This window comes from Halanaerocella petrolearia (assembly GCF_054657875.1).
The window spans coordinates 31069-49703 of record NZ_BAAHXW010000001.1; the positions used below are offsets into that span (position 1 = coordinate 31069).

Consider the following 18635-nt stretch of genomic DNA (forward strand, 5'->3'; position numbering starts at 1 on the left):
TAATAATAGTAATTGTTACTAATTTAATAGGAGGGATACATATGGATAAGTACGAATGTACAGTTTGTGGATACGTGTATGATCCTGAAGAAGGCGATCCAGATAATGGAATTGAACCTGGAACTTCCTTTGAAGAACTACCAGAAGATTGGACATGTCCAGTTTGTGGTGTAGGAAAGGATATGTTTGAGAAGGTTGATTAATTAGTAACTAGTAAGGAGCTGATGAAAATCAGCTCCTTTTTATTTTACTTAAATAATATTAGATAAGTTGCAAATAATAGAATTGAGGGGGGATAGAATGCAATTAAATAATGGTGAAAGAATGCAGGGGTTTGTTGATGGTAATTATTGCTTACAAGTTGCTCATGATATGTTAAATATATTCAAAGAAGCGGAAGTAGAAAATGATGGATTTAATAGTTTAGAGATGTTGATGATTAAATCTTTATTTGATGATATTTTTGAAAATACAGTAAAGGATAGTTATAAAACAGGAAGAGAGGAAGTAGAGAATAATTTAAGTCAAATGATTGATGATGATTTTTTGAATTTATTTTAATTAAGTATCGTGGGGGAGATTCCCCAGCCCCCCCTCAAACATAGATTTTTAGCCAGGTTTATACCTGGCTTTTTTATTTTTAATATTTTAGTATTTTCATTAGTAAGCAAGGAGTATTAATAGGATATATATAATATTATGTAATAGAAAGTAGTATATTTATATTTAAGGGGGGAGTTAAGTGGATAGAATAAAAAATAAGCAGTTGGTTTTATTAGTAGTTTTATTGGGAAGTATGTTGATATTTGTAGGGTGTAATAATAAAAAAGTAGTAAATGTGAATGTTCAAGTAACAGATCAGCAAGGGCAGCCAGTAAAAAATGCTAAGGTAAGATTTAATGATCAAACTGAAGCAGTTACTGATAAAAATGGGTTGGTTTCTAAAAAACTATTAGTTAAAGATCTTAAGAATTATCAGTTAACAGTTACTAAAAGGGGTTATAAGAAGATTAGTAAATCATTAACTTCTTTAGATTCAGGGAATTTATTAAATCAAAGCAAAGATGCAATAATTTCTATAACTTTGAAAAAAAAGAATTTTGATGCAACAATTAAAGTTAAAGATAGAGAAGGTAACAAATTAGAGGCTAAAGCAACAGTAATAAATAGCGATAAGACGATAAGTAAAGAGATAAATATAGAAGGAGTATCACAGATAAAACAGTTACCTCCAGATAAGTATAAGCTTAAAGTAACAAAGGATGGATATATAGGAGCAACTGAAGAGTTTGAGATTAAAGATGAAGATTTAACGGTTCGTATTCCTTTAAAGAAAAAAGAAATAGAAAAATTTGATGCAACAATTATGGTTAAAGATAAGTCGGGTAAGATGTTAGATGCACAGATAACAGTTACAGATGATAATAAAACAATTACTAGAGAGACACAGCAACTTGGTCTATTACAAATAAAGGATCTAAGTCCTGGAAAGTATCAGGTTAAAGTAACAAAGAAAGGATACAGAAAAATAACAGAAGAGTTAATTATAAATCAAGATGATTTATTAGTTATAAACTTGAAAAAGAAAAGAATGGAAAATGATGGTCAAAAGATTGATAATGGTGATTTAAAAATAAATATTACTGATGTTAATCATAATAAATTATCGACACAAGTTATTTTAAAAAAGAATGGTAAAGTTAAAAGTAAGAAACAAGGAAGTGAAGTAGAGTTTTTAGACTTAGCAACTGGAAAGTATGAAGTTAATATTTCACGAAAGGGATATCAAGATTGGTCTAAAAAATTAAAACTTGATCAGAAAGAAATGCAGTTAGATGTAATTGTTAAAGGTGGTAGAGTTCGTCAGTATTTAATTGGAAATCAAAATAAAAATAAGACAATAGCAGTTGAAAATTTAGTTAAAGACGAAGAGGTAGTTGTAGCTTTATCATATTTGGATTGGGCCAACATACCTCATAACCTTATTTACAAAGTAAGAAGAAAAGGAAATAAATTAATTAAAAGGTATGGGTCTGATTTTGCTGTTTCTAATTTAGATTATTCAATAGGTGATACTGAAGAATTTGAAATGCCAAGTAAAGTTAAAGAAAAGAATGTAACAGCTACTTTAGCAGCAATAGGTAAACATGTCTATGTTTTTGTGGATAATCAAGTAGAGATTAGACAGCAAAAGGTTGATAAGTTGGTTTCTCAGTTTGATAATAGAATTCACCCTCAAATAGCTAATAAGAATAATCAAAATAAGACAGCTATTTTATTAACTGATTTTTCTGATTATCATATGACAGGTTATTTTGATCCAGCAGATCTATACCCTGACTTAGGTAATGAAGTTCCTATCTTCTATTTAAATGCTGATCGTACTAAAAATACTTTATTAACGGCAGCAACTCATCAATATCAACATTTAAACTTTTTTACAGCTAAAGCAAAAGCTGGAAGAATAACTAATGATGCTTGGATAAATCAAGGTATGGCTCAACTAGCTCCTCAATTATTAGGCTATATTAACCCGGAGAAAAAAGGTTGGTCACAAGATCATGGTAATGGTTGGGTATATAGTAAAGATTATGGTTATTTAAATAACACTGAAGAAGTAAACCTGTTAGTGCAAGATGGTAGCTTGCCTTATATAGGAGGATCTTCTTTATTTGTTAATTATTTATTAGATCAATATGGCAAAGAGTTATTAAATAAGATTATGATTAGTTCTCAATCTCCTAGAGATGTAATAGAAGATTATACAGGTAGAAGATTTAATAAGATTTATCTTAATTGGGTAACTACTAATTTAACTGATACTATAGAGGGTGTTGATAATCAAGTTTATAATTATTCTAAATTTGATTTACAGATGAGTCCTAATTTAAAGAAGAAAGAGATCAATAAATTAGGAGTTAATTATTTTAAAATTACTGATCAAGAAGGTATGGTAATTATCAAACGTCCGGCTGATATTAAAGGTGAAATTGGAGTAATAATTATTAGAAAACCAAAAAATTAACTACTGAATTTAATATTTATAATCTATTTTGCAAATAATATAAACTGGGGTGACAAAGTGAGTTTTAAAGAAGAATTGATTAGTCGATTAAAGGCCTATCCAGATCTCTATAATGAGGTAAGAAGTGAAATAATTATGCCTCGATTTGACCAGCTACCAAAGAATAATCATTTAAGTTATGTTGATGAAGTAGATAGTGATAATACTTTAGAAGAAGTAGAAGATAAAGAGTTGGTTACAGCAGTTATTAATAATCTTAAGTATTATATTGAATATGAAAGAGAGATAGGAGAAAGTGATATATAACTGACAGGGGGAGAGATTATGGCTAATAGTCCTGATCATTTTTTGAAGTATGGTGGAGTTAAGTTTGAGTATAAAGCCTCAGAAGAAGAAGTTAGAGAGTTTATTAATAGCCTACCAGAGCATAAGCGGGAAAGTTTAGCTGAAGTAAGTCAAATTTTGGCCCAAGAAGATCTGATTGAACTTAAGAATGATTTTTCTACTATTGATAAAGAGTTATTAGATGCCCAAGTAGAAGAGAATAGACGAATTTAAGATAATGGGTCCCTCTCACATGAGAGGGACCCATTTCATGTATAGCAGTTATCTTATTGGTAATATCTTTCTCTTTCAGCAGCTAAATCAAATAGAGACTGAATATATTCTTTCATTGATATTTCTTCTTTGATAAGTTGTTTTAATGAATTGGTATCTTGATTAGTATGACTCATATTAGATCAGCTCCTTTAATTATTATCTGCTACATTACTTATTATTATTTATGCTAGAAAATAACATACAATAAAGTTCATTTATAAATTTTGTAAAAACAGATAGAAGAATGAAAATAGGTTAGTAATTTAATTAGCAGTACTTTAAATAGCAAGATAAAATTAGAATAAAATTAAGATTAAAGTAATATACTATATAAAAAGTTAGGAGGGGTAATAATGAGAGCAACAGGGATTGTACGTAAGATTGACAACCTAGGTAGAGTAGTAATTCCTAAAGAGATTAGAACAAAAATGAAGATTAATAATGGAAATACATTAGAAATTTTTGTTGATGAAGATGATACAGTTGTTTTAAAGAAGTATAGTCCAGTTAAAGAGCTTGGGAATTTAAAAAGTTATATAGATACATTAGAAGAGACGACAGATTGTAATGTTATTATTGTAGATACTGATAAGATTGTTGAAACATCTTCTCTATTAGAAGAATATAAAGGACATTCATTAGGAGAAAAAGTTAAGGAAATAATTAAATCAAGAAAATCTGATTTAATTTCTAATGCAGGAGATGAAGACTTATGTATTGACTTTCGAACAAAAGAGGATAAATTAGGTTCATTGTTGGTTACCCCAGTTGTTAAGCAAGGAGATATTTTAGGAGCAGTTATATTATCTTCTAAAGAGAAAGAACTAGGTGATTTTGAAAAGAAGATAAGTACAATTACTGCTAAGGTAATTAGTAAGAAGTTAGGTCTATAAGGTACGGTATAGGGTGCTTTTAAGCACCCTTTTTTCTATTGTTAGCAATTAATTTTATATAGTTTCTTGACATTGATTATATTAGTTACTATAATATGAATGTGCTAAGAAAGCACTAAAAAGTTATTTTAACTAGCGTGTTACTGAATTATTAGGCATTAGCTAGGGAAAGGTATAAGTATGTCATTTTCTATTATAAGAATGGTGTATTTATATCTTTGCCTAGTCTTTTTTATTTATAATAATGTATTCTGGCCAGTAGTTGTAAGTAAATAGGAGGAAGGTTAAAATGACCAAGCTTGGTGATGAGAAATATCAATATCAAATTAAGAAGATTTTTAATAATAATGTTGTACTAGCAGTCAGAGAAAATGATCATGAAGAAGAGTTTGTGTTGATTGGAAAAGGATTAGGTTTTGCTAAAGATAAAGGAGATATTATTTCAGCAGATGAAGTTGAAATTGAAAGAGAGTTCATTCCAGTTGAACAGGAAAAAGAAAAAGCATATCAACAATTAGTCGATACAGTTGATGAAGAGATAATTGGGTTGACTGAAGAAATTATAGCTATGGTCTCTACTGAATTAGACGAAGAATTAAATAGCCATATTCATATTGGTTTAGCAGACCATATTGGTTCTGTATTAAGTCGAATTAATGAAGGTATAGAAATAGCTAATCCTTTTTTACCTGAAACCAAAACTTTATATAGCAAAGAGTATCAGTTGGCTAAAAAGGCTGTTAAAATGATAGAAGATAGACTTGATATATCTATTCCTAGAGAAGAGATTGGTTTTATTACTTTACATATTCATGGAGCTAGAGAAAATAGAGGAATGTCTAAAACAATAAAATATACCACATTGATTGGAAAGATGGTTAGGCTAGTAGAAGAAGAATTAGGGCTTGAATTATCTTATCAGAGCTTAAATTATGCCCGATTAGTAACTCATTTAAGATTTGCTTTAGAGAGAATAGAGCAAGATAAGATTAATGAAAACCCTTTATTAGATAATATTAGAAGTGATTTTACAGATTCTTATCAATTAGCTGCTAAATTAGTTAAGTTAATTGAAGAAAAATTAGATTATAAAGTTCCAGAGGATGAGATTGGATATTTAGCCATGCATTTACAGAGATTAGAGAAAGATTTAGCTTAAGATTGACTTTATAATATAAAATTAATAATGTGGCAAACTAATAATTGATTAAATCAGAGGGGGTAAAATAAGATATGTTTAATATTTTTGGTAGTAAAGAGGAAGAAGTAAAATTAGTCGCACCTTTAACTGGAAAGGTAGTAGACTTATCTGAAGTACCTGATGATGTATTTGCTACTAAGGCAGTAGGTGATGGATTAGCTATTGAACCTACAGCAGACACATTAGTGGCTCCTGTAGAAGGAGTAGTAAAACAAGTATTTCCTACTAAACATGCAGTTGGATTAGAGACTTCTCAAGGTATAGAGTTATTAATGCACATTGGTATCAATACAGTTGAATTAAATGGAGAAGGTTTTGAAAAATTAGTTGATGAGGGAACTGAGGTAAAACCAGGAGATGAATTGATCAGATTTGATGCAGATTATATTAAAGATAATGCAACTGCTATAGTAACTCCATTTTTAGTAACTAATATGGATGAAATAGAAGAAATAACAGTGGCTGATGTTGGTCAAGTGACTGCTGGCGATGATGAAGTATTAACAGTTAAAGTAAAATAATTTCTGTGGTTTAATGTTGAAATTTAATAAAAAGTTAGAAATATATTGACAAAATAAGAACTAACATGTATAATATAATTGAAGTTGAAAAATTAATATAACTCTAAACTAGCGTGTTACTGGTTAAGCAGGCATGAGCTAGAAGGAGGTATAGGTTATTCCCGTTATATTATTAGGGGATTTTATGCCTTTTTCTAGCTCTTTTTATATTTTTAAAAAGCTTCATATAAGAAGTATAATAATGGGTATAATATACTTTGATTATAACAAATAATATGCCTGGTATGAAGCTTATAGTTGATGTTGCAACATCTTAGATTTTAACCGGTTATAATTTTATTAATATTCTCAATATTCTAAGAAAGAAATAAGTGTATATAAGACTAATAAGAGTTCTTTCTTAAATTAAAAAATTTAAGGAGGATTCTTAAATGAAAGCATTTAAGAAACTACAAAAAGTTGGTAAAGCATTAATGACGCCGGTAGCAATCCTACCAGCAGCAGGACTATTATTAGCTTTTGGTAATAAGTTAGGTATTACAATGATGGAGCAAGCAGGTAATGTTATCTTTGGTAACTTGGCTCTATTATTTGCAGTAGGATCAGCTATTGGACTAGCTGGAGATGCTGGTGTTGCTGGTTTAGCTTCTATTGTGTCCTTTTTAATTCTAAATACTACTATGGGCCAAATGGCTGGCGTAACATCAGAGATGGTAGCTAGTAGTAATCGTTATGCAGAAGTTATAGGTATTCCTACTTTACAGACAGGAGTCTTTGGTGGTTTGATTGCTGGTATTATTGCAGCTGCCATGTATAATAGATATTATGATATGGAACTACCTGACTTCTTAGGTTTCTTTGCTGGTAAACGATTTGTGCCAATTGTTACAGCAGTTGTGGCATTTGTAGTAGGTTTAATTATGCCAACGATTTGGGCACCTGTACAGGACGGACTTCAGGCATTATCTTATTTAGCTAATGAGACTAATACAAATGTTGCTACTTTCTTATTTGGTATCTTTGAAAGAGCTTTAATTCCATTTGGTTTACATCATATTTTCTATTCTCCATTCTGGTTTGAATTCGGTGAGTATGTTAATGAAGCTGGAAAAACTATTAGTGGTGACCAGGCAATCTGGTTTGCAATGTTAAAAGATGGAGTGCAGAACTTCAGTTCTGAAACTTATCAAGGCGCAGGTAAGTTTATGACTGGTAAGTTTCCATTCATGATGTTTGGACTGCCAGCTGCAGCACTTGCTATGTATCACGAAGCAAAAGAGAGTAAGAAGAAGGTTGTTGGTGGTATTTTATTCTCTGCTGCTTTAACATCTTTCTTAACAGGAATTACAGAACCACTTGAGTTCTCATTCCTTTTTGTTGCTCCAGTATTATATGGTATTCATGTTATATTTGCTGGTCTATCTTTCATGTTAATGAATATGTTAAATGTACGAATCGGTATGACTTTCTCTGGAGGACTTATTGACTTCATTGTTTTTGGTGTAATGCCAGGTATGACTCCATGGTGGAGAGCAATCTTTGTTGGTTTAGTGCTTGCAGTTATTTACTACTTTGGATTTAGATTTGCAATCAGAAAGTGGGACTTAAAGACTCCTGGACGTGAAGAAGGAGAAGTTGAGTCTGCTGCTGGTGCAGTAATGTCTAATCCATCTGATGATGATAATGATGGTCAAAGCAAACCGGCACAGATTCTTGAAGCTTTAGGTGGAGCAGAAAATATTGAAGATATTGATGCTTGCATTACTCGTCTAAGAGTATCAACTGTTGATCCGGACAAAGTAGATGATGATAAGCTTAAAAATTTAGGAGCTTCTGGTGTAATGAAACCAGGTGGCGGAGCTGTGCAAGCTATCTTTGGTCCAAAATCTGACGCTCTAAAAGATAAAATTAAGAAGTTATTATAATATATTTATTAAGGACAGACCTTTGTGTCTGTCCTTTTAATTAGTTTAGGTTATTATTTTGTTAAATTGGTTTATTATAACTTGATTTTTATTTAATGATAATATAAAATTATTATTAATACATAAGAAGTATAAGTTCATAAGGAGGTAAAGGGTAAATGTTTAATATTTTTGGTAAAGATAAAAAAGAATTAAAATTAACTGCACCACTGACAGGTGAGATAGTAGATTTATCTGAAGTACCTGATGATGTATTTGCTAATCGAGTAGTAGGAGATGGTTTGGCTATTAAACCAACAGAAGATACTTTAGTGTCTCCTGTAGAAGGAGTAGTTAAACAGGTATTTCCTACTAAGCATGCTGTAGGAATTGAAACACCTGAAGGTGTGGAATTGTTAGTACATATTGGTATTAATACAGTTGAATTAAATGGAGAAGGCTTCGAGAAACTAATTGATGAAGGAGCTAAGGTAGAGCCAGGAGACAAGTTGATTAAGATAGATTTAGATTATATTAAAGAGAATGCAACTGCTCTAGTAACTCCGGTATTAGTAACTAATATGGATGAAGTAGAAGAGCTTGAAATAGCTAATAATAAACAAGTTACTGCTGGCCAAGATGAAGTATTGACAATTACACTTTAATAAAACATTAAGATATAGATAGGAGTGAATTATTAATGAAGAAAGAAAAAGTTATGGTTAATAATGAAACTGGAATTCATGCGCGACCGGCTTCTATGATTGTACAAGAAGCCAATAAATTCAATGCAGATGTAGATATCATCAAAGATGATAAAGAGGTAAGTGCTAAGAGTATTATGGGAATTATGAGTTTAGGAGTTAATCAGAGTACAGAAGTTACTATTAAAGCTGAAGGTGAAGATGAAGAAGTAGCAGTAACAGCTTTAGTAGAATTAATTGAAGATGGTTTTGGAGAGTAATCTACTCTAAGCATCTGGGATATCCCAGATGCTTTTTATTTTTTTGTTTATATAAAAAATAATTAGATAAGAATAAAATAAATAAATTCTCTAAAACTAAGTGTTAAAGATATAATACAAAGGAGTGGCTAAATGGATAATTGGTTATTTTTTTTAGTGGCTATAGTTGCTGGAATGTCAATGGCAATTCAAGGTTCCCTCAATTCAGTGCTAGGAAAGACAATTGGAGAATTAGAGGCTACTTTAGTTGTTCATATAATAGCTCTTATGTTATTAGTAATTTTATTAGTCTTTAATTTAGGAAAAGGTGATTTAAGTAATTTATCTTTTGCTCCTTGGTATAGTTATCTAGGTGGGATATTGAATGTAGTAATTTTATATGGAGTATTATTTAGCATTTCTCAGCTAGGAGTAGGGAATGCTACGACAGCTATTGTAGCAGCTCAGATTTTGACTGCAGTAATAATTGATCATTTAGGACTGTGGGGGTTAAAGCAGATTTCTTTTCAGTGGCTTCATGGCTTGGGGGTATTATTTTTGGCTCTAGGAGTTCGGTTATTATTAATCCAGTGAAATTATTATAAAAAATAGTTGAATGGCTTGATTTTTCCTAATTAATTAGATAAAATATATCTGACCCCCCTAGGAGGGGGTAAAACAAAGATGAGGTGATAGTAATGGCAGATAATATTATTAAAGTAGCTGAAACAGATTTTAAAGCAGAGGTTTTAGAGTCTGATGTACCAGTGGTAGTTGATTTTTGGGCACCATGGTGTGGGCCATGTAAGATGATTGCTCCAGTTTTAGAAGAATTAGCTGAAGAGTATGATGATGTTAAGGTAGCTAAGGTAAATGTAGATAATAACCAATCTTTGGCCCAAGAATATCAAGTAACAAGTATTCCAAATCTTGTCTTCTTTAAAGATGGTGAAACTGTAGATAGACAGGTTGGATTCTCGGGTAAAGAAGATTTAGTTGCTAAGATAAATGAAATCAAATAGATTTATTAAGGGTGGATTTAAATCCACCCTTAAATTATGTACTATTTTTTGGCTAGATAAGGAGAGGTTTATATGCTATCAGATAAAGCAATAGAATATTATCAACAAGGCTATAGTTGTTCTGAAGCTATTTTGCAAGCAGTTAATGAAGGATACAATTTAGAATTAGACCAAGATATATTACGTTTGGCAACAGGATTTCAAGGTGGTATGAGCAGTGGTAAGACTTGTGGATCAGTTATAGGTTCAATTATGATAATTAATTACTTTTATGGACGAGCTAGTTTAGAGGAAGATAGTTCTGCTTCTAGTATTACTAAAGAATTTATTAAAAATTTTGAAGAAGAATTAGAGACAGTTACTTGTAAAGAATTAATAGGTAAATACTTTGATAAAGATAATAAATGTAGTTATGTAGTTGATAAAGCAGCTAAGTTGTTAGAAGAAATTATAGCTGAAGAAAATAGAGATGTTGCTAGTTAAAATATAAATTATCTCTTCAGGAGTGAGTTTAATGGCAACTAGTGAAAATGAGAAGTTAAAGAAAGAATTATTGACTAGATTAAAGACAGTTAAAGGTCATATTGAAGGTGTAGAACGTATGGTAGAAGAGGATAAAGACTGCCAAGAAGTATTAATTCAACTTTCTGCTATTAAATCTTCATTAAATAAGATAGGTTTATCATTATTAGAGAATGATGCTTGTCAATGTATTGCCGAATCAATTAGAGAAGAGGAAGATTTAGAGGTGGCAGTTAAGGAAACTTTAGATACAGTATTAAAATTTACTAAAAAAGATTAATGGAATTAAGTTAACCTTGCTAACGTTAAATAGCAAGGTTGTTCTTTTGTTAGATAGATTATTTATTATTTGCAAATCAAGAGATTAGCAGTTATAATTTAGAGTGCATTTATTTTATTGAGGAGGTTTTACAATTGGCATTTGATTTGTCGGAAAATGCAATAAATTTGCTAGAAAAGAGATATTTACAACGAGATGAAGAGGGAAGTTTAAAAGAGACGCCTAAAGAGTTATTTCAACGTGTATCTAAAAATATTGCTAGTGCAGAAGAGAGTGAAGAGTTACAAGTAGAATATCAAGAAAAGTTTTATCAGTTGATGACAGAATTAAGGTTTTTACCAAACTCACCTACTTTAATGAATGCTGGAGCAGAACTACAACAGTTAGCAGCTTGTTTTGTATTACCAGTTGAAGATAGTATGGAAGGAATTTTTACAGCAGTTAAGAATGCTGCCCTAATTCATAAAAGTGGTGGTGGAACTGGGTTTTCTTTCAGTAGATTACGGCCTAAGAATGATGTAGTAAAATCCACTGGTGGAGTTAGTTCAGGGCCATTGAGTTTTATGAAGGTCTTTAATCAAGCAACTAACACTGTAAAACAAGGTGGAAAGCGCAGAGGAGCTAACATGGGAATGTTACGAGTTGATCACCCTGATATTTTAAGTTTTATTCATGCTAAAGGTGAATTAACTGAGGAGAATCAAGAGTTATATGATGACTTTAAAGAGAATCTAGAAACTACTATTCTATCAGATGATGAAGTTGAACAGAAGACTGAAGAATATAAACGAAAGCTATTAGATAATCAGTTTGCTAACTTTAACTTATCTGTAGCTGTGACTGAAGCCTTTATGGAAGCAGTAAAAAATGATGAAGAGTATGATTTAATTAATCCTCGGACTGGAGATAAGGTTGATCAGCTTCCAGCACGTAAGGTATATAACTTAATTGTCAATTATGCTTGGAAGAATGGTGAACCAGGAATTGTCTTCCTTGATGAGATTAATGATAAGCATCCATTAACTGAAGAAGTAGAAGCTACTAATCCATGTGGAGAACAGCCATTATTACCTAATGAAGCCTGTAATTTAGGTTCTATTAATTTATCTAAGTTTGTAGCTGAGGAAGAAGTATTATGGGATGAGTTAGAGGAGACTATTAAGTTAGCAGTTAGATTTTTAGATAATGTAGTCTCGGTTAATAAGTATCCATTACCAGAGATAGAAGAGAAGGTACTAAAGTATAGAAAAGTTGGTTTAGGAGTTATGGGTTTCCATGAATTAATTATTCGATTAGGAATCCCATACAATAGTAAAGAAGCAGTTGAAATGGCAGAGAAGGTAATGAAGTTTATCAATGATAATGCTCATCAGTATAGTCAAGAGTTAGCAGACGAGAAAGGAGCTTTTCCTGCTTTTGATGAGAGTGAATATGAAGTTCCACAGAGAAATGCTACCTTAACGACTATTGCTCCAACAGGGTCTATTAGTTTCTTAGGAGGAACTAGTGGAGGAATTGAACCTTTCTTTAGCTTTAAGTATTCACATACTGATGCCGATGGAAATGTTAGCTGGTTTGAGTATGACTTTACAGAAGAAGCACCAGAAAAAGCATTAGTTACTGCTATGGATATTGAGCCAGAGTGGCATATTAAGGTCCAAGCTGCTTTTCAACAACATGTTGATAATGCTGTAAGTAAGACTATCAATTTTCCTAATGAAGCTACTAAAGAAGATGTAGCAGAAGCTTATAAGTTGGCCCATAAATTAGGTTGTAAAGGATTGACTGTTTATCGAGATGGTAGTAGAACGGCACAAGTATTAAGTACAGAGGATAAAGAAGATACAACAGAAGAGGTTACTGATGCTAAAGGAAAGATTTATCCTCATAAACGTCCATTAGCAGCAACTGGTGAGACAATTAAATATGATACAGGTTGTGGAAAATTATATTTAACAATTAATACTAATGATGAAGGAGAACCAATAGAGACATTCTTGTCTACTGGTAGTGATGGTGGATGTCAAGTGATGACAGAGGCAGTGAGTAGATTAACTAGTTTAGCATTACGAAGTGATATTGCTCCTGAAGAAGTTATTGATCAACTTGAATCTACAAGTACTTGTCCAAGTTTTATGTATCAAAGGGGTAAAGGAAAAGAATTAAGAGGAAGAAGTTGTCCTGATGTAGTTGCTAGAGCATTACAAGTGATAGATAAATCTCATAGTTTTAATGAGCTTAATCAGAAATTACAAGAACAAGTTAAAGAAGAAGCAGTTAGCCAAGAGGAAGAGCCTTGTGAAGAGTGTGGGAATATTGCTTGTAAAGAAGCTAAATTTCAAATAGAGGAAGCTCAAAAGGAAGTAGCAGTAGAAGAAAATAATATTTGTCCAGAATGTGGTTATGAGTTGGATTTTAAAGAAGGCTGTAACTTCTGTAATAATTGTGGATATAGTAGTTGTAGTTAAGAAGAAAGGAGGCAATTATGCCTCCTTTTTTTAATTTAAATTAAAAAACTGTGGTATGTTACCTAACTGAAAATCAATATACCCCCGTTCAATACAGATAAAAAAGAAGGTTAAGGTAACTATAATCAAGAAGAAGAGATTTTCTCCCCAACTGCTAGTAGTAATATTAGTGTGGAATTTAAAACGTTGTTGATTAGGGTAAAAGAGAGGGACGCCTTGTTTATTAAACATATCAGCAATAAGATGACTAAAGTAGCCAATTATTAGTCCAAGCCAGACAATTAAATCAATCCAGTTAAGATCTATTAGTTGTTTAGTTAGTAATCCAAATAAGATCATTCCTAATAAGCTATGAGTAACTCCTCGATGCTTGATACCGAATAGTTTAAGTGGTTTGCTAATAAACCACAGTTTCTTACCTGCTTTACTGTTAGCATGATCAATATCAGGTATTAAGGCTCCAATAATAGCTGCTATGTAGAACTTAATTAAGCTACTATCTAATAATGAGCCAGTAATTAAAAAGGAAATATCTAAAATGTTAAATGTTGCTAATAGTTTGATTACAATTATTGCTAGTGTAAATCCAAAGAATGAATGAGTATGGTAAGTCATTTTCTGCCTCCTAATTTTTTATTTTAATTTATAATTTATTGTATCAAAGATATGGATAAGATTGTAGGAAATTATTTCAAACAATATTTATTTTAATTATACATAGGGATATTATTGTTGTTTGGAATTGAAGGAGGTAATAAGATGGCTTGTAAGGACTGTATTTATTTTATTTATGATAGATTTTATTGTAAAAAGCTTAAATGTCATGTTTATTTAACTGATAGGTGTTGTTATTTTAAACGGCAAGAAGATGAGTAGCAGGATTTAATTTTATAATCTAGAATAAATTAAGTGAGATATAGAAAGTGAGGTGGTTATTTGCGGCGGATAATTATTTTATCTATAGTGTTGGTTCTGATGATAGGTCAACAACTGGCTTATAGTCAACAGCTATTGACTGAAAGGATAGATCATTTAACTATTGAATTAGTTAATAATTATTTACAATCTAATCAGGGGTATATTATAGAGATGAAAGGAGAGCAAGTTTATATCAATATAGGAAAACAGGATGATTTAGTCAGTGGAGATAGATTTAAAGTACTGAAGATGACTAAATTAATCAAAGATCCTGTGACTAGAATAAAATTAGGGGAGATTGAAACAAAGATAGCAGAATTAGAATTAAAAGAGGTAAATCAACAGTTTTCTATAGCTAAAATTATTAGACAGACTAGTTATCCTAAGATAGGAAACAAGGTAGTGAACCAGAAAAAACGTATTGGAGTAGTAAATTTTTCTGATTCTAATTTAATATCTGGATTTACTAAATTAGTACAAGAACGAATGATAGCAACCTTGAAACAACAAGATAAATTAATTGTTATCTCTCAAAAAAAAATAGAACAGATATGTGATGAATTAGATTTATCTAAGCAATTGGGCAAAGAAGATTTACAGTTAATAGGAAAGAAACTGAATTTAGATTTATTAATGGTAGGAGATATTCTATTTGATGAGTATGAAATCTTGATTAATGAACAACTTTATAAGGTAGATTTAGGTAATACTATTCAACAGAAAGCAATAACTGTTGATAGAGCTAATAAATTGATTCGTTATTATCAGAAACAAGCTAAGAAGAATCAACCTAGATTTGAGTTACTAACTAAAGGTAAACAGCTTAATTATCAAGCTTTAGATATAGAATTAGGTAATGTTAATCAGAATTCACAATTAGAGGTTATTGTTAATACAGACCAAAAGCTAAATATTTTAAGTTATCAGGGCCAAGAACTTTTAGAGGAGACTAGAATAACCGATTATTATAGAACCAAGTATGATGATTACAAGTTATTAGTTGAAGATATAGTCGGTGATCAGACTGCTGAAATAGTAGTTGAAAACTATAATCAATTAATTAATTTTAAGTGGCAAGCAGATAATTATCTAGTCAATAAATTAGTTGATTTTAGACAGCAACGTCCTAAAGCAGTAGCTAGTTTATTCGATAAACAATATTTAGTCACTAGAAATAATAATCATCAATTACAATTTAACATAGTAAAACAGAATGGTTATAAAGAAGATTTTAAGTTACAATTAGAATCAAATGAAGGATATCGCATAGCTATAGGGGATTTAGATCAAGATAGCCAACAAGAATTGATTGTTACTTCTTATCAAGGAGATAATCAATATAAGATCAAGTTATATACTCTAGAAGGTGAGTTAGAAACAGTTTTACCAGGAAGATATGGTGCTGCTGTAGCAATTACAGATATAGAGTTAGATGGACAGAAAGAACTTTTGGTTTATACTACTGAAGAAGGTAATAATCGAGTAATGGCCTATACTTGGCAGCAGAATCAATTTAAGAAGAAGTGGGAAAGTAAATCTTTTAGTTGGTCAATTAGAGACTTGGCTTTAGGGAATATTAATAGACAAGAAGGTGATGAATTATTTGTTTTATTAACTAAGGATAAGAATAGTAGAATTGATATTTATAAAGTGAATCCTTATTTTAAAGAATTAAATAGTTCAGGTAGTTAAAATAGGTCTTTAAAGAGTAATTAGTGAATATAAATCATATGAGAAGTATAATTATTCTTATTAGTGAGTTAAAAGAATAGATATGTTAGAGATTGGGGCAGATAAGGAGGATAAATATTGTGAAACGAATTCATATTATAGGTATTGGGGGGATTGCTATGTCAGCAATTGCCCAGTATTTTATTGAATCTGAGTATCAAGTGACTGGATCTGATCTAGAAGAGAATGAGTTGATTACAGAATTGAAATCTAAAGGAGCTAAGATAAGTATTGGACATACTGCAGATAATATTAGTTCTAATATAGATAAGGTAATCTATTCTGATGCTATTCCTAAAGATAATATAGAACTGGAGCGAGCAAGAGAGTATAATTTAGAAGTACTTAATCGCTCTCGAGCTTTGGCTTTAATTACAGCTGAAAAGAAAGTTATTTCTGCGTCAGGAACCCATGGGAAGACTACTACCTCTGCTTTGTTGGCCCAAGTCTTATCAGCAGGAGAAAAAAAGCCTAGTTTTATTATTGGAGGTATTGTAAATAACTTTGATAGTAATTTTGCTATTAACTCAGGAAATTATTTTGTATTAGAAGGTGATGAGTATGGAAAATCATTTTTACAGTATCCTTCTGATATTGGAGTAGTAACTAATATTGAATATGATCATCCAGATATTTATCAGGATTTAGATGATATGTTGGCTAGTTATAGAGAGTATGTAGGAGGATTAAGTGAGTATTTAGTAACTAATAAACAGGTTTTACAACAGTTAGAACTATCAGTTACAGAATTATCTTCTCAAGTAGCAACAGTTGCAATTAATGATTCTAAAGCTGATTATAATGCTACTGAAATTATAGAAGAAGAGTTGACTTCTTATTTCACTTTAGAATATCAAGGTAGCGAAGTTGATAGATTTCAGTTACCTGCTTTGGGAGATTATAATATCAAGCATGCTTTAGAGGCAATTGCAGTTGGTAGATATTGCGGATTGTCTTTTAAACAACTTAAAGTAGGGTTGAGAGAGTGGCAAGGAGTTAAGAGAAGATTTGAGATTTTACAAGATAATGATAAAGAGATTGTAATTAGTGATTATGCCCATCATCCTAGTGAAGTAGAAGCTGTTGTTAATAACTTGGCCCGGATTAAAACTAAGAAAAAGAAAGTAGTTATCTTTCAGCCTCATCAGTATTTGAGAACTACTAATTTGTTAGATGATTACCAAAAAGTACTCAACCAAGAATTAGATGAGCGAGTTATTTATCAAATTTATAAAGTAAGAGAAAAAGTGGAAGACAAAGAATTAGAAGAGTTAGGGAAAAGATTAAGTCAACTGATAAGTGACAAATCTGTTACTTATATTAATCAGTGGTCTAATTTAGATAAGTGGTTAACTGAATACAATCAAGATAACAATGCTATGTATCTTTTTTTAGGTGCAGGAGATATAGATCAATTTGCTCGTAATTGGATTAAAAAAATTTAAGATTGACTATTTATATCATCAGGAGACATTTAGTTGTCTCCTATTTTTTTACAAAACTATTGAAAATATTTGGTAACAATGTTATAATAAGTATAGATTAAACAATTAATTGTTCTAATATATGAAGTTGTTATATATTTTGGAGGGGTAAAAATGTCAGAGATAAGAGAAGATATTATTACAGGTGAAAATGTAGTGATTGCTTCTAAACGAGGTGAAAGACCTCATGATTTTAAGCAGAACAATAAATTAAGCCATAATCAGAAAGAATGTCCTTTCTGTTATGGAAATGAGGAAAATACTCCACCAGAGATTTTAGCAGTGTTAGATAAGCATAATAAAACAGAAGGTAATGCAAATTGGAAAATAAGAGTAGTTCCTAATAAATTTGCTGCTCTTAATATTGAAGAAGAATTAAGCAAGAATAGAACTGGATTTTATAATAAGATGGCAGGAGTTGGTGCAGCAGAGGTATTAATTGAATCTCAAGTACATGATAGTACTTTAAGTAATCATGATGTATCTCATATTGAGGATATTCTTAAAGTTTTAAGGTATCGCTATAATAGTTTAGCAAAAGATGAAAGGCTAAAGTATATTCAAATTTTTAAAAATTTTGGTGGAGCTGCAGGAGCTTCTTTAGAACATCCTCATTGGCAGATAATGGCTACCCCTTTAGTACCAGCAGTGATTAAAAAAGAAATAATAGGGGCCAAAGACTATTATCAAGAAGAGGGAGAATGTGTATATTGTCAGATGATAGATCATGAATTAAAGCAAGATAAGAGAGTTATAGAAGTAAATGATGATTTTGTAGTTTTTAATCCTTATGCCTCTCGTTACCCATTTGAAACTTGGATTTTACCTAAAGAACATCATGATAACTTTGGAGCTATCACAACCTCTCAAACTCGGAATTTGGCACAAGTATTAAAACAGACTATGAAAAGATTGGAAAATGGTTTGCAACAACCACCTTATAATTTGATCTTACATACTGCTTCTTTAATAGGAGAAACTGAATATGATTACCACTGGCATATTGAAATTTTACCACGATTATCTATATCAGCTGGTTTTGAATTAGGTACTGGTAATTTTGTTAATCCGACTCCGCCAGAAATAGCTACAGAGACTTTGGTTAGTGTTAATTTAGAATAAA

The 18635-nt window shown here is 31.0% G+C and carries 21 protein-coding genes; 19 read left to right on the plus strand and 2 right to left on the minus strand.

The annotated features are described in order from the left end of the window. Window positions 1-41 precede the first annotated feature (41 nt). The 5 genes from rd to ACYQ39_RS00180 all read left to right on the plus strand — a co-directional run bounded on the left by rd (window position 42) and on the right by ACYQ39_RS00180 (window position 3583). Complete coding sequence (gene rd, locus ACYQ39_RS00160; RefSeq protein WP_459839850.1) at window positions 42-203, plus strand: rubredoxin; 162 nt, start codon at window positions 42-44, stop codon at window positions 201-203. A gap of 97 nt (window positions 204-300) precedes the next feature. Next, window positions 301-561, plus strand: a complete 261-nt coding sequence (locus tag ACYQ39_RS00165; protein ID WP_459839851.1) for a hypothetical protein — start codon at window positions 301-303, stop codon at window positions 559-561. A gap of 181 nt (window positions 562-742) precedes the next feature. Continuing rightward, a complete protein-coding gene (locus ACYQ39_RS00170) occupies window positions 743-3025 on the plus strand; it encodes an MSCRAMM family protein (protein WP_459839852.1) in 2283 nt (760 codons plus the stop codon). Window positions 3026-3082: 57 nt separating this feature from the next. Next, window positions 3083-3331 carry a hypothetical protein gene (locus ACYQ39_RS00175; protein WP_459839853.1) on the plus strand — a complete coding sequence of 83 codons (249 nt, stop codon included), beginning with the start codon at window positions 3083-3085 and terminating at the stop codon, window positions 3329-3331. 18 nt (window positions 3332-3349) lie between these two features. After that, window positions 3350-3583 (plus strand): hypothetical protein, encoded by a 234-nt coding sequence (locus ACYQ39_RS00180; protein ID WP_459839854.1) that lies wholly within the window; start codon window positions 3350-3352, stop codon window positions 3581-3583. Between the two features lie 53 nt (window positions 3584-3636). On the opposite strand, the gene ACYQ39_RS00185 is transcribed toward ACYQ39_RS00180, so the two are convergent. Beyond that, the gene (locus ACYQ39_RS00185) at window positions 3637-3759 is read right to left on the minus strand and encodes a hypothetical protein (RefSeq protein ID WP_459839855.1); all 123 of its coding nucleotides are present in this window, start codon (window positions 3757-3759) and stop codon (window positions 3637-3639) included. A gap of 219 nt (window positions 3760-3978) precedes the next feature. Between ACYQ39_RS00185 and ACYQ39_RS00190 the strand changes: the two genes are divergently transcribed. From ACYQ39_RS00190 to ACYQ39_RS00240, 11 genes are all read left to right on the plus strand, one after another. Continuing rightward, a complete protein-coding gene (locus ACYQ39_RS00190; protein ID WP_459839856.1) occupies window positions 3979-4518 on the plus strand; it encodes a stage V sporulation T C-terminal domain-containing protein in 540 nt (179 codons plus the stop codon). A gap of 289 nt (window positions 4519-4807) precedes the next feature. Then, window positions 4808-5677 carry a glucose PTS transporter transcription antiterminator GlcT gene (glcT, locus tag ACYQ39_RS00195; protein WP_459839857.1) on the plus strand — a complete coding sequence of 290 codons (870 nt, stop codon included), beginning with the start codon at window positions 4808-4810 and terminating at the stop codon, window positions 5675-5677. Window positions 5678-5751: 74 nt separating this feature from the next. Continuing rightward, the gene (locus ACYQ39_RS00200) at window positions 5752-6240 is read left to right on the plus strand and encodes a PTS sugar transporter subunit IIA (protein ID WP_459839858.1); all 489 of its coding nucleotides are present in this window, start codon (window positions 5752-5754) and stop codon (window positions 6238-6240) included. 431 nt (window positions 6241-6671) lie between these two features. After that, window positions 6672-8165 carry a glucose-specific PTS transporter subunit IIBC gene (ptsG, locus tag ACYQ39_RS00205; RefSeq protein WP_459839859.1) on the plus strand — a complete coding sequence of 498 codons (1494 nt, stop codon included), beginning with the start codon at window positions 6672-6674 and terminating at the stop codon, window positions 8163-8165. 158 nt (window positions 8166-8323) lie between these two features. Continuing rightward, entirely contained in the window at window positions 8324-8809 is a 486-nt protein-coding gene (locus tag ACYQ39_RS00210) for a PTS sugar transporter subunit IIA (protein ID WP_459839860.1), read from the plus strand. Between the two features lie 35 nt (window positions 8810-8844). After that, window positions 8845-9108, plus strand: coding sequence for an HPr family phosphocarrier protein (locus ACYQ39_RS00215; RefSeq protein WP_459839861.1), 264 nt, complete (start codon window positions 8845-8847; stop codon window positions 9106-9108). A gap of 132 nt (window positions 9109-9240) precedes the next feature. Continuing rightward, on the plus strand, window positions 9241-9681 hold the full coding sequence (locus tag ACYQ39_RS00220) for a DMT family transporter (protein ID WP_459839862.1): 441 nt from the start codon (window positions 9241-9243) through the stop codon (window positions 9679-9681). A 104-nt stretch (window positions 9682-9785) separates the two neighbouring features. Further along, window positions 9786-10109, plus strand: coding sequence for a thioredoxin (trxA, locus tag ACYQ39_RS00225; protein WP_487247287.1), 324 nt, complete (start codon window positions 9786-9788; stop codon window positions 10107-10109). 72 nt (window positions 10110-10181) lie between these two features. Next, the gene (locus ACYQ39_RS00230) at window positions 10182-10592 is read left to right on the plus strand and encodes a C-GCAxxG-C-C family protein (RefSeq protein ID WP_459839863.1); all 411 of its coding nucleotides are present in this window, start codon (window positions 10182-10184) and stop codon (window positions 10590-10592) included. A 31-nt stretch (window positions 10593-10623) separates the two neighbouring features. Continuing rightward, window positions 10624-10911: a metal-sensitive transcriptional regulator gene (locus ACYQ39_RS00235; protein WP_459839864.1), complete on the plus strand. Its 288-nt coding sequence runs from the start codon at window positions 10624-10626 to the stop codon at window positions 10909-10911. A gap of 134 nt (window positions 10912-11045) precedes the next feature. Beyond that, window positions 11046-13379, plus strand: a complete 2334-nt coding sequence (locus ACYQ39_RS00240; protein ID WP_459839865.1) for an adenosylcobalamin-dependent ribonucleoside-diphosphate reductase — start codon at window positions 11046-11048, stop codon at window positions 13377-13379. A gap of 30 nt (window positions 13380-13409) precedes the next feature. Here the strand turns inward: ACYQ39_RS00240 and ACYQ39_RS00245 are convergent, their stop codons facing one another. Beyond that, on the minus strand, window positions 13410-13994 hold the full coding sequence (locus ACYQ39_RS00245; RefSeq protein WP_459839866.1) for a metal-dependent hydrolase: 585 nt from the start codon (window positions 13992-13994) through the stop codon (window positions 13410-13412). Window positions 13995-14315: 321 nt separating this feature from the next. On the opposite strand from ACYQ39_RS00245, the gene ACYQ39_RS00250 reads away from it, so the two are divergent. The 3 genes from ACYQ39_RS00250 (at window position 14316) to galT (ending at window position 18634) form a co-directional block, all read left to right on the plus strand. Next, complete coding sequence (locus tag ACYQ39_RS00250) at window positions 14316-15989, plus strand: FlgT C-terminal domain-containing protein (RefSeq protein WP_459839867.1); 1674 nt, start codon at window positions 14316-14318, stop codon at window positions 15987-15989. Window positions 15990-16108: 119 nt separating this feature from the next. Then, window positions 16109-17473, plus strand: coding sequence for a UDP-N-acetylmuramate--L-alanine ligase (gene murC, locus ACYQ39_RS00255; protein WP_459839868.1), 1365 nt, complete (start codon window positions 16109-16111; stop codon window positions 17471-17473). 153 nt (window positions 17474-17626) lie between these two features. Continuing rightward, entirely contained in the window at window positions 17627-18634 is a 1008-nt protein-coding gene (gene galT / locus ACYQ39_RS00260; protein WP_459839869.1) for a galactose-1-phosphate uridylyltransferase, read from the plus strand. Window position 18635 lies beyond the last annotated feature (1 nt).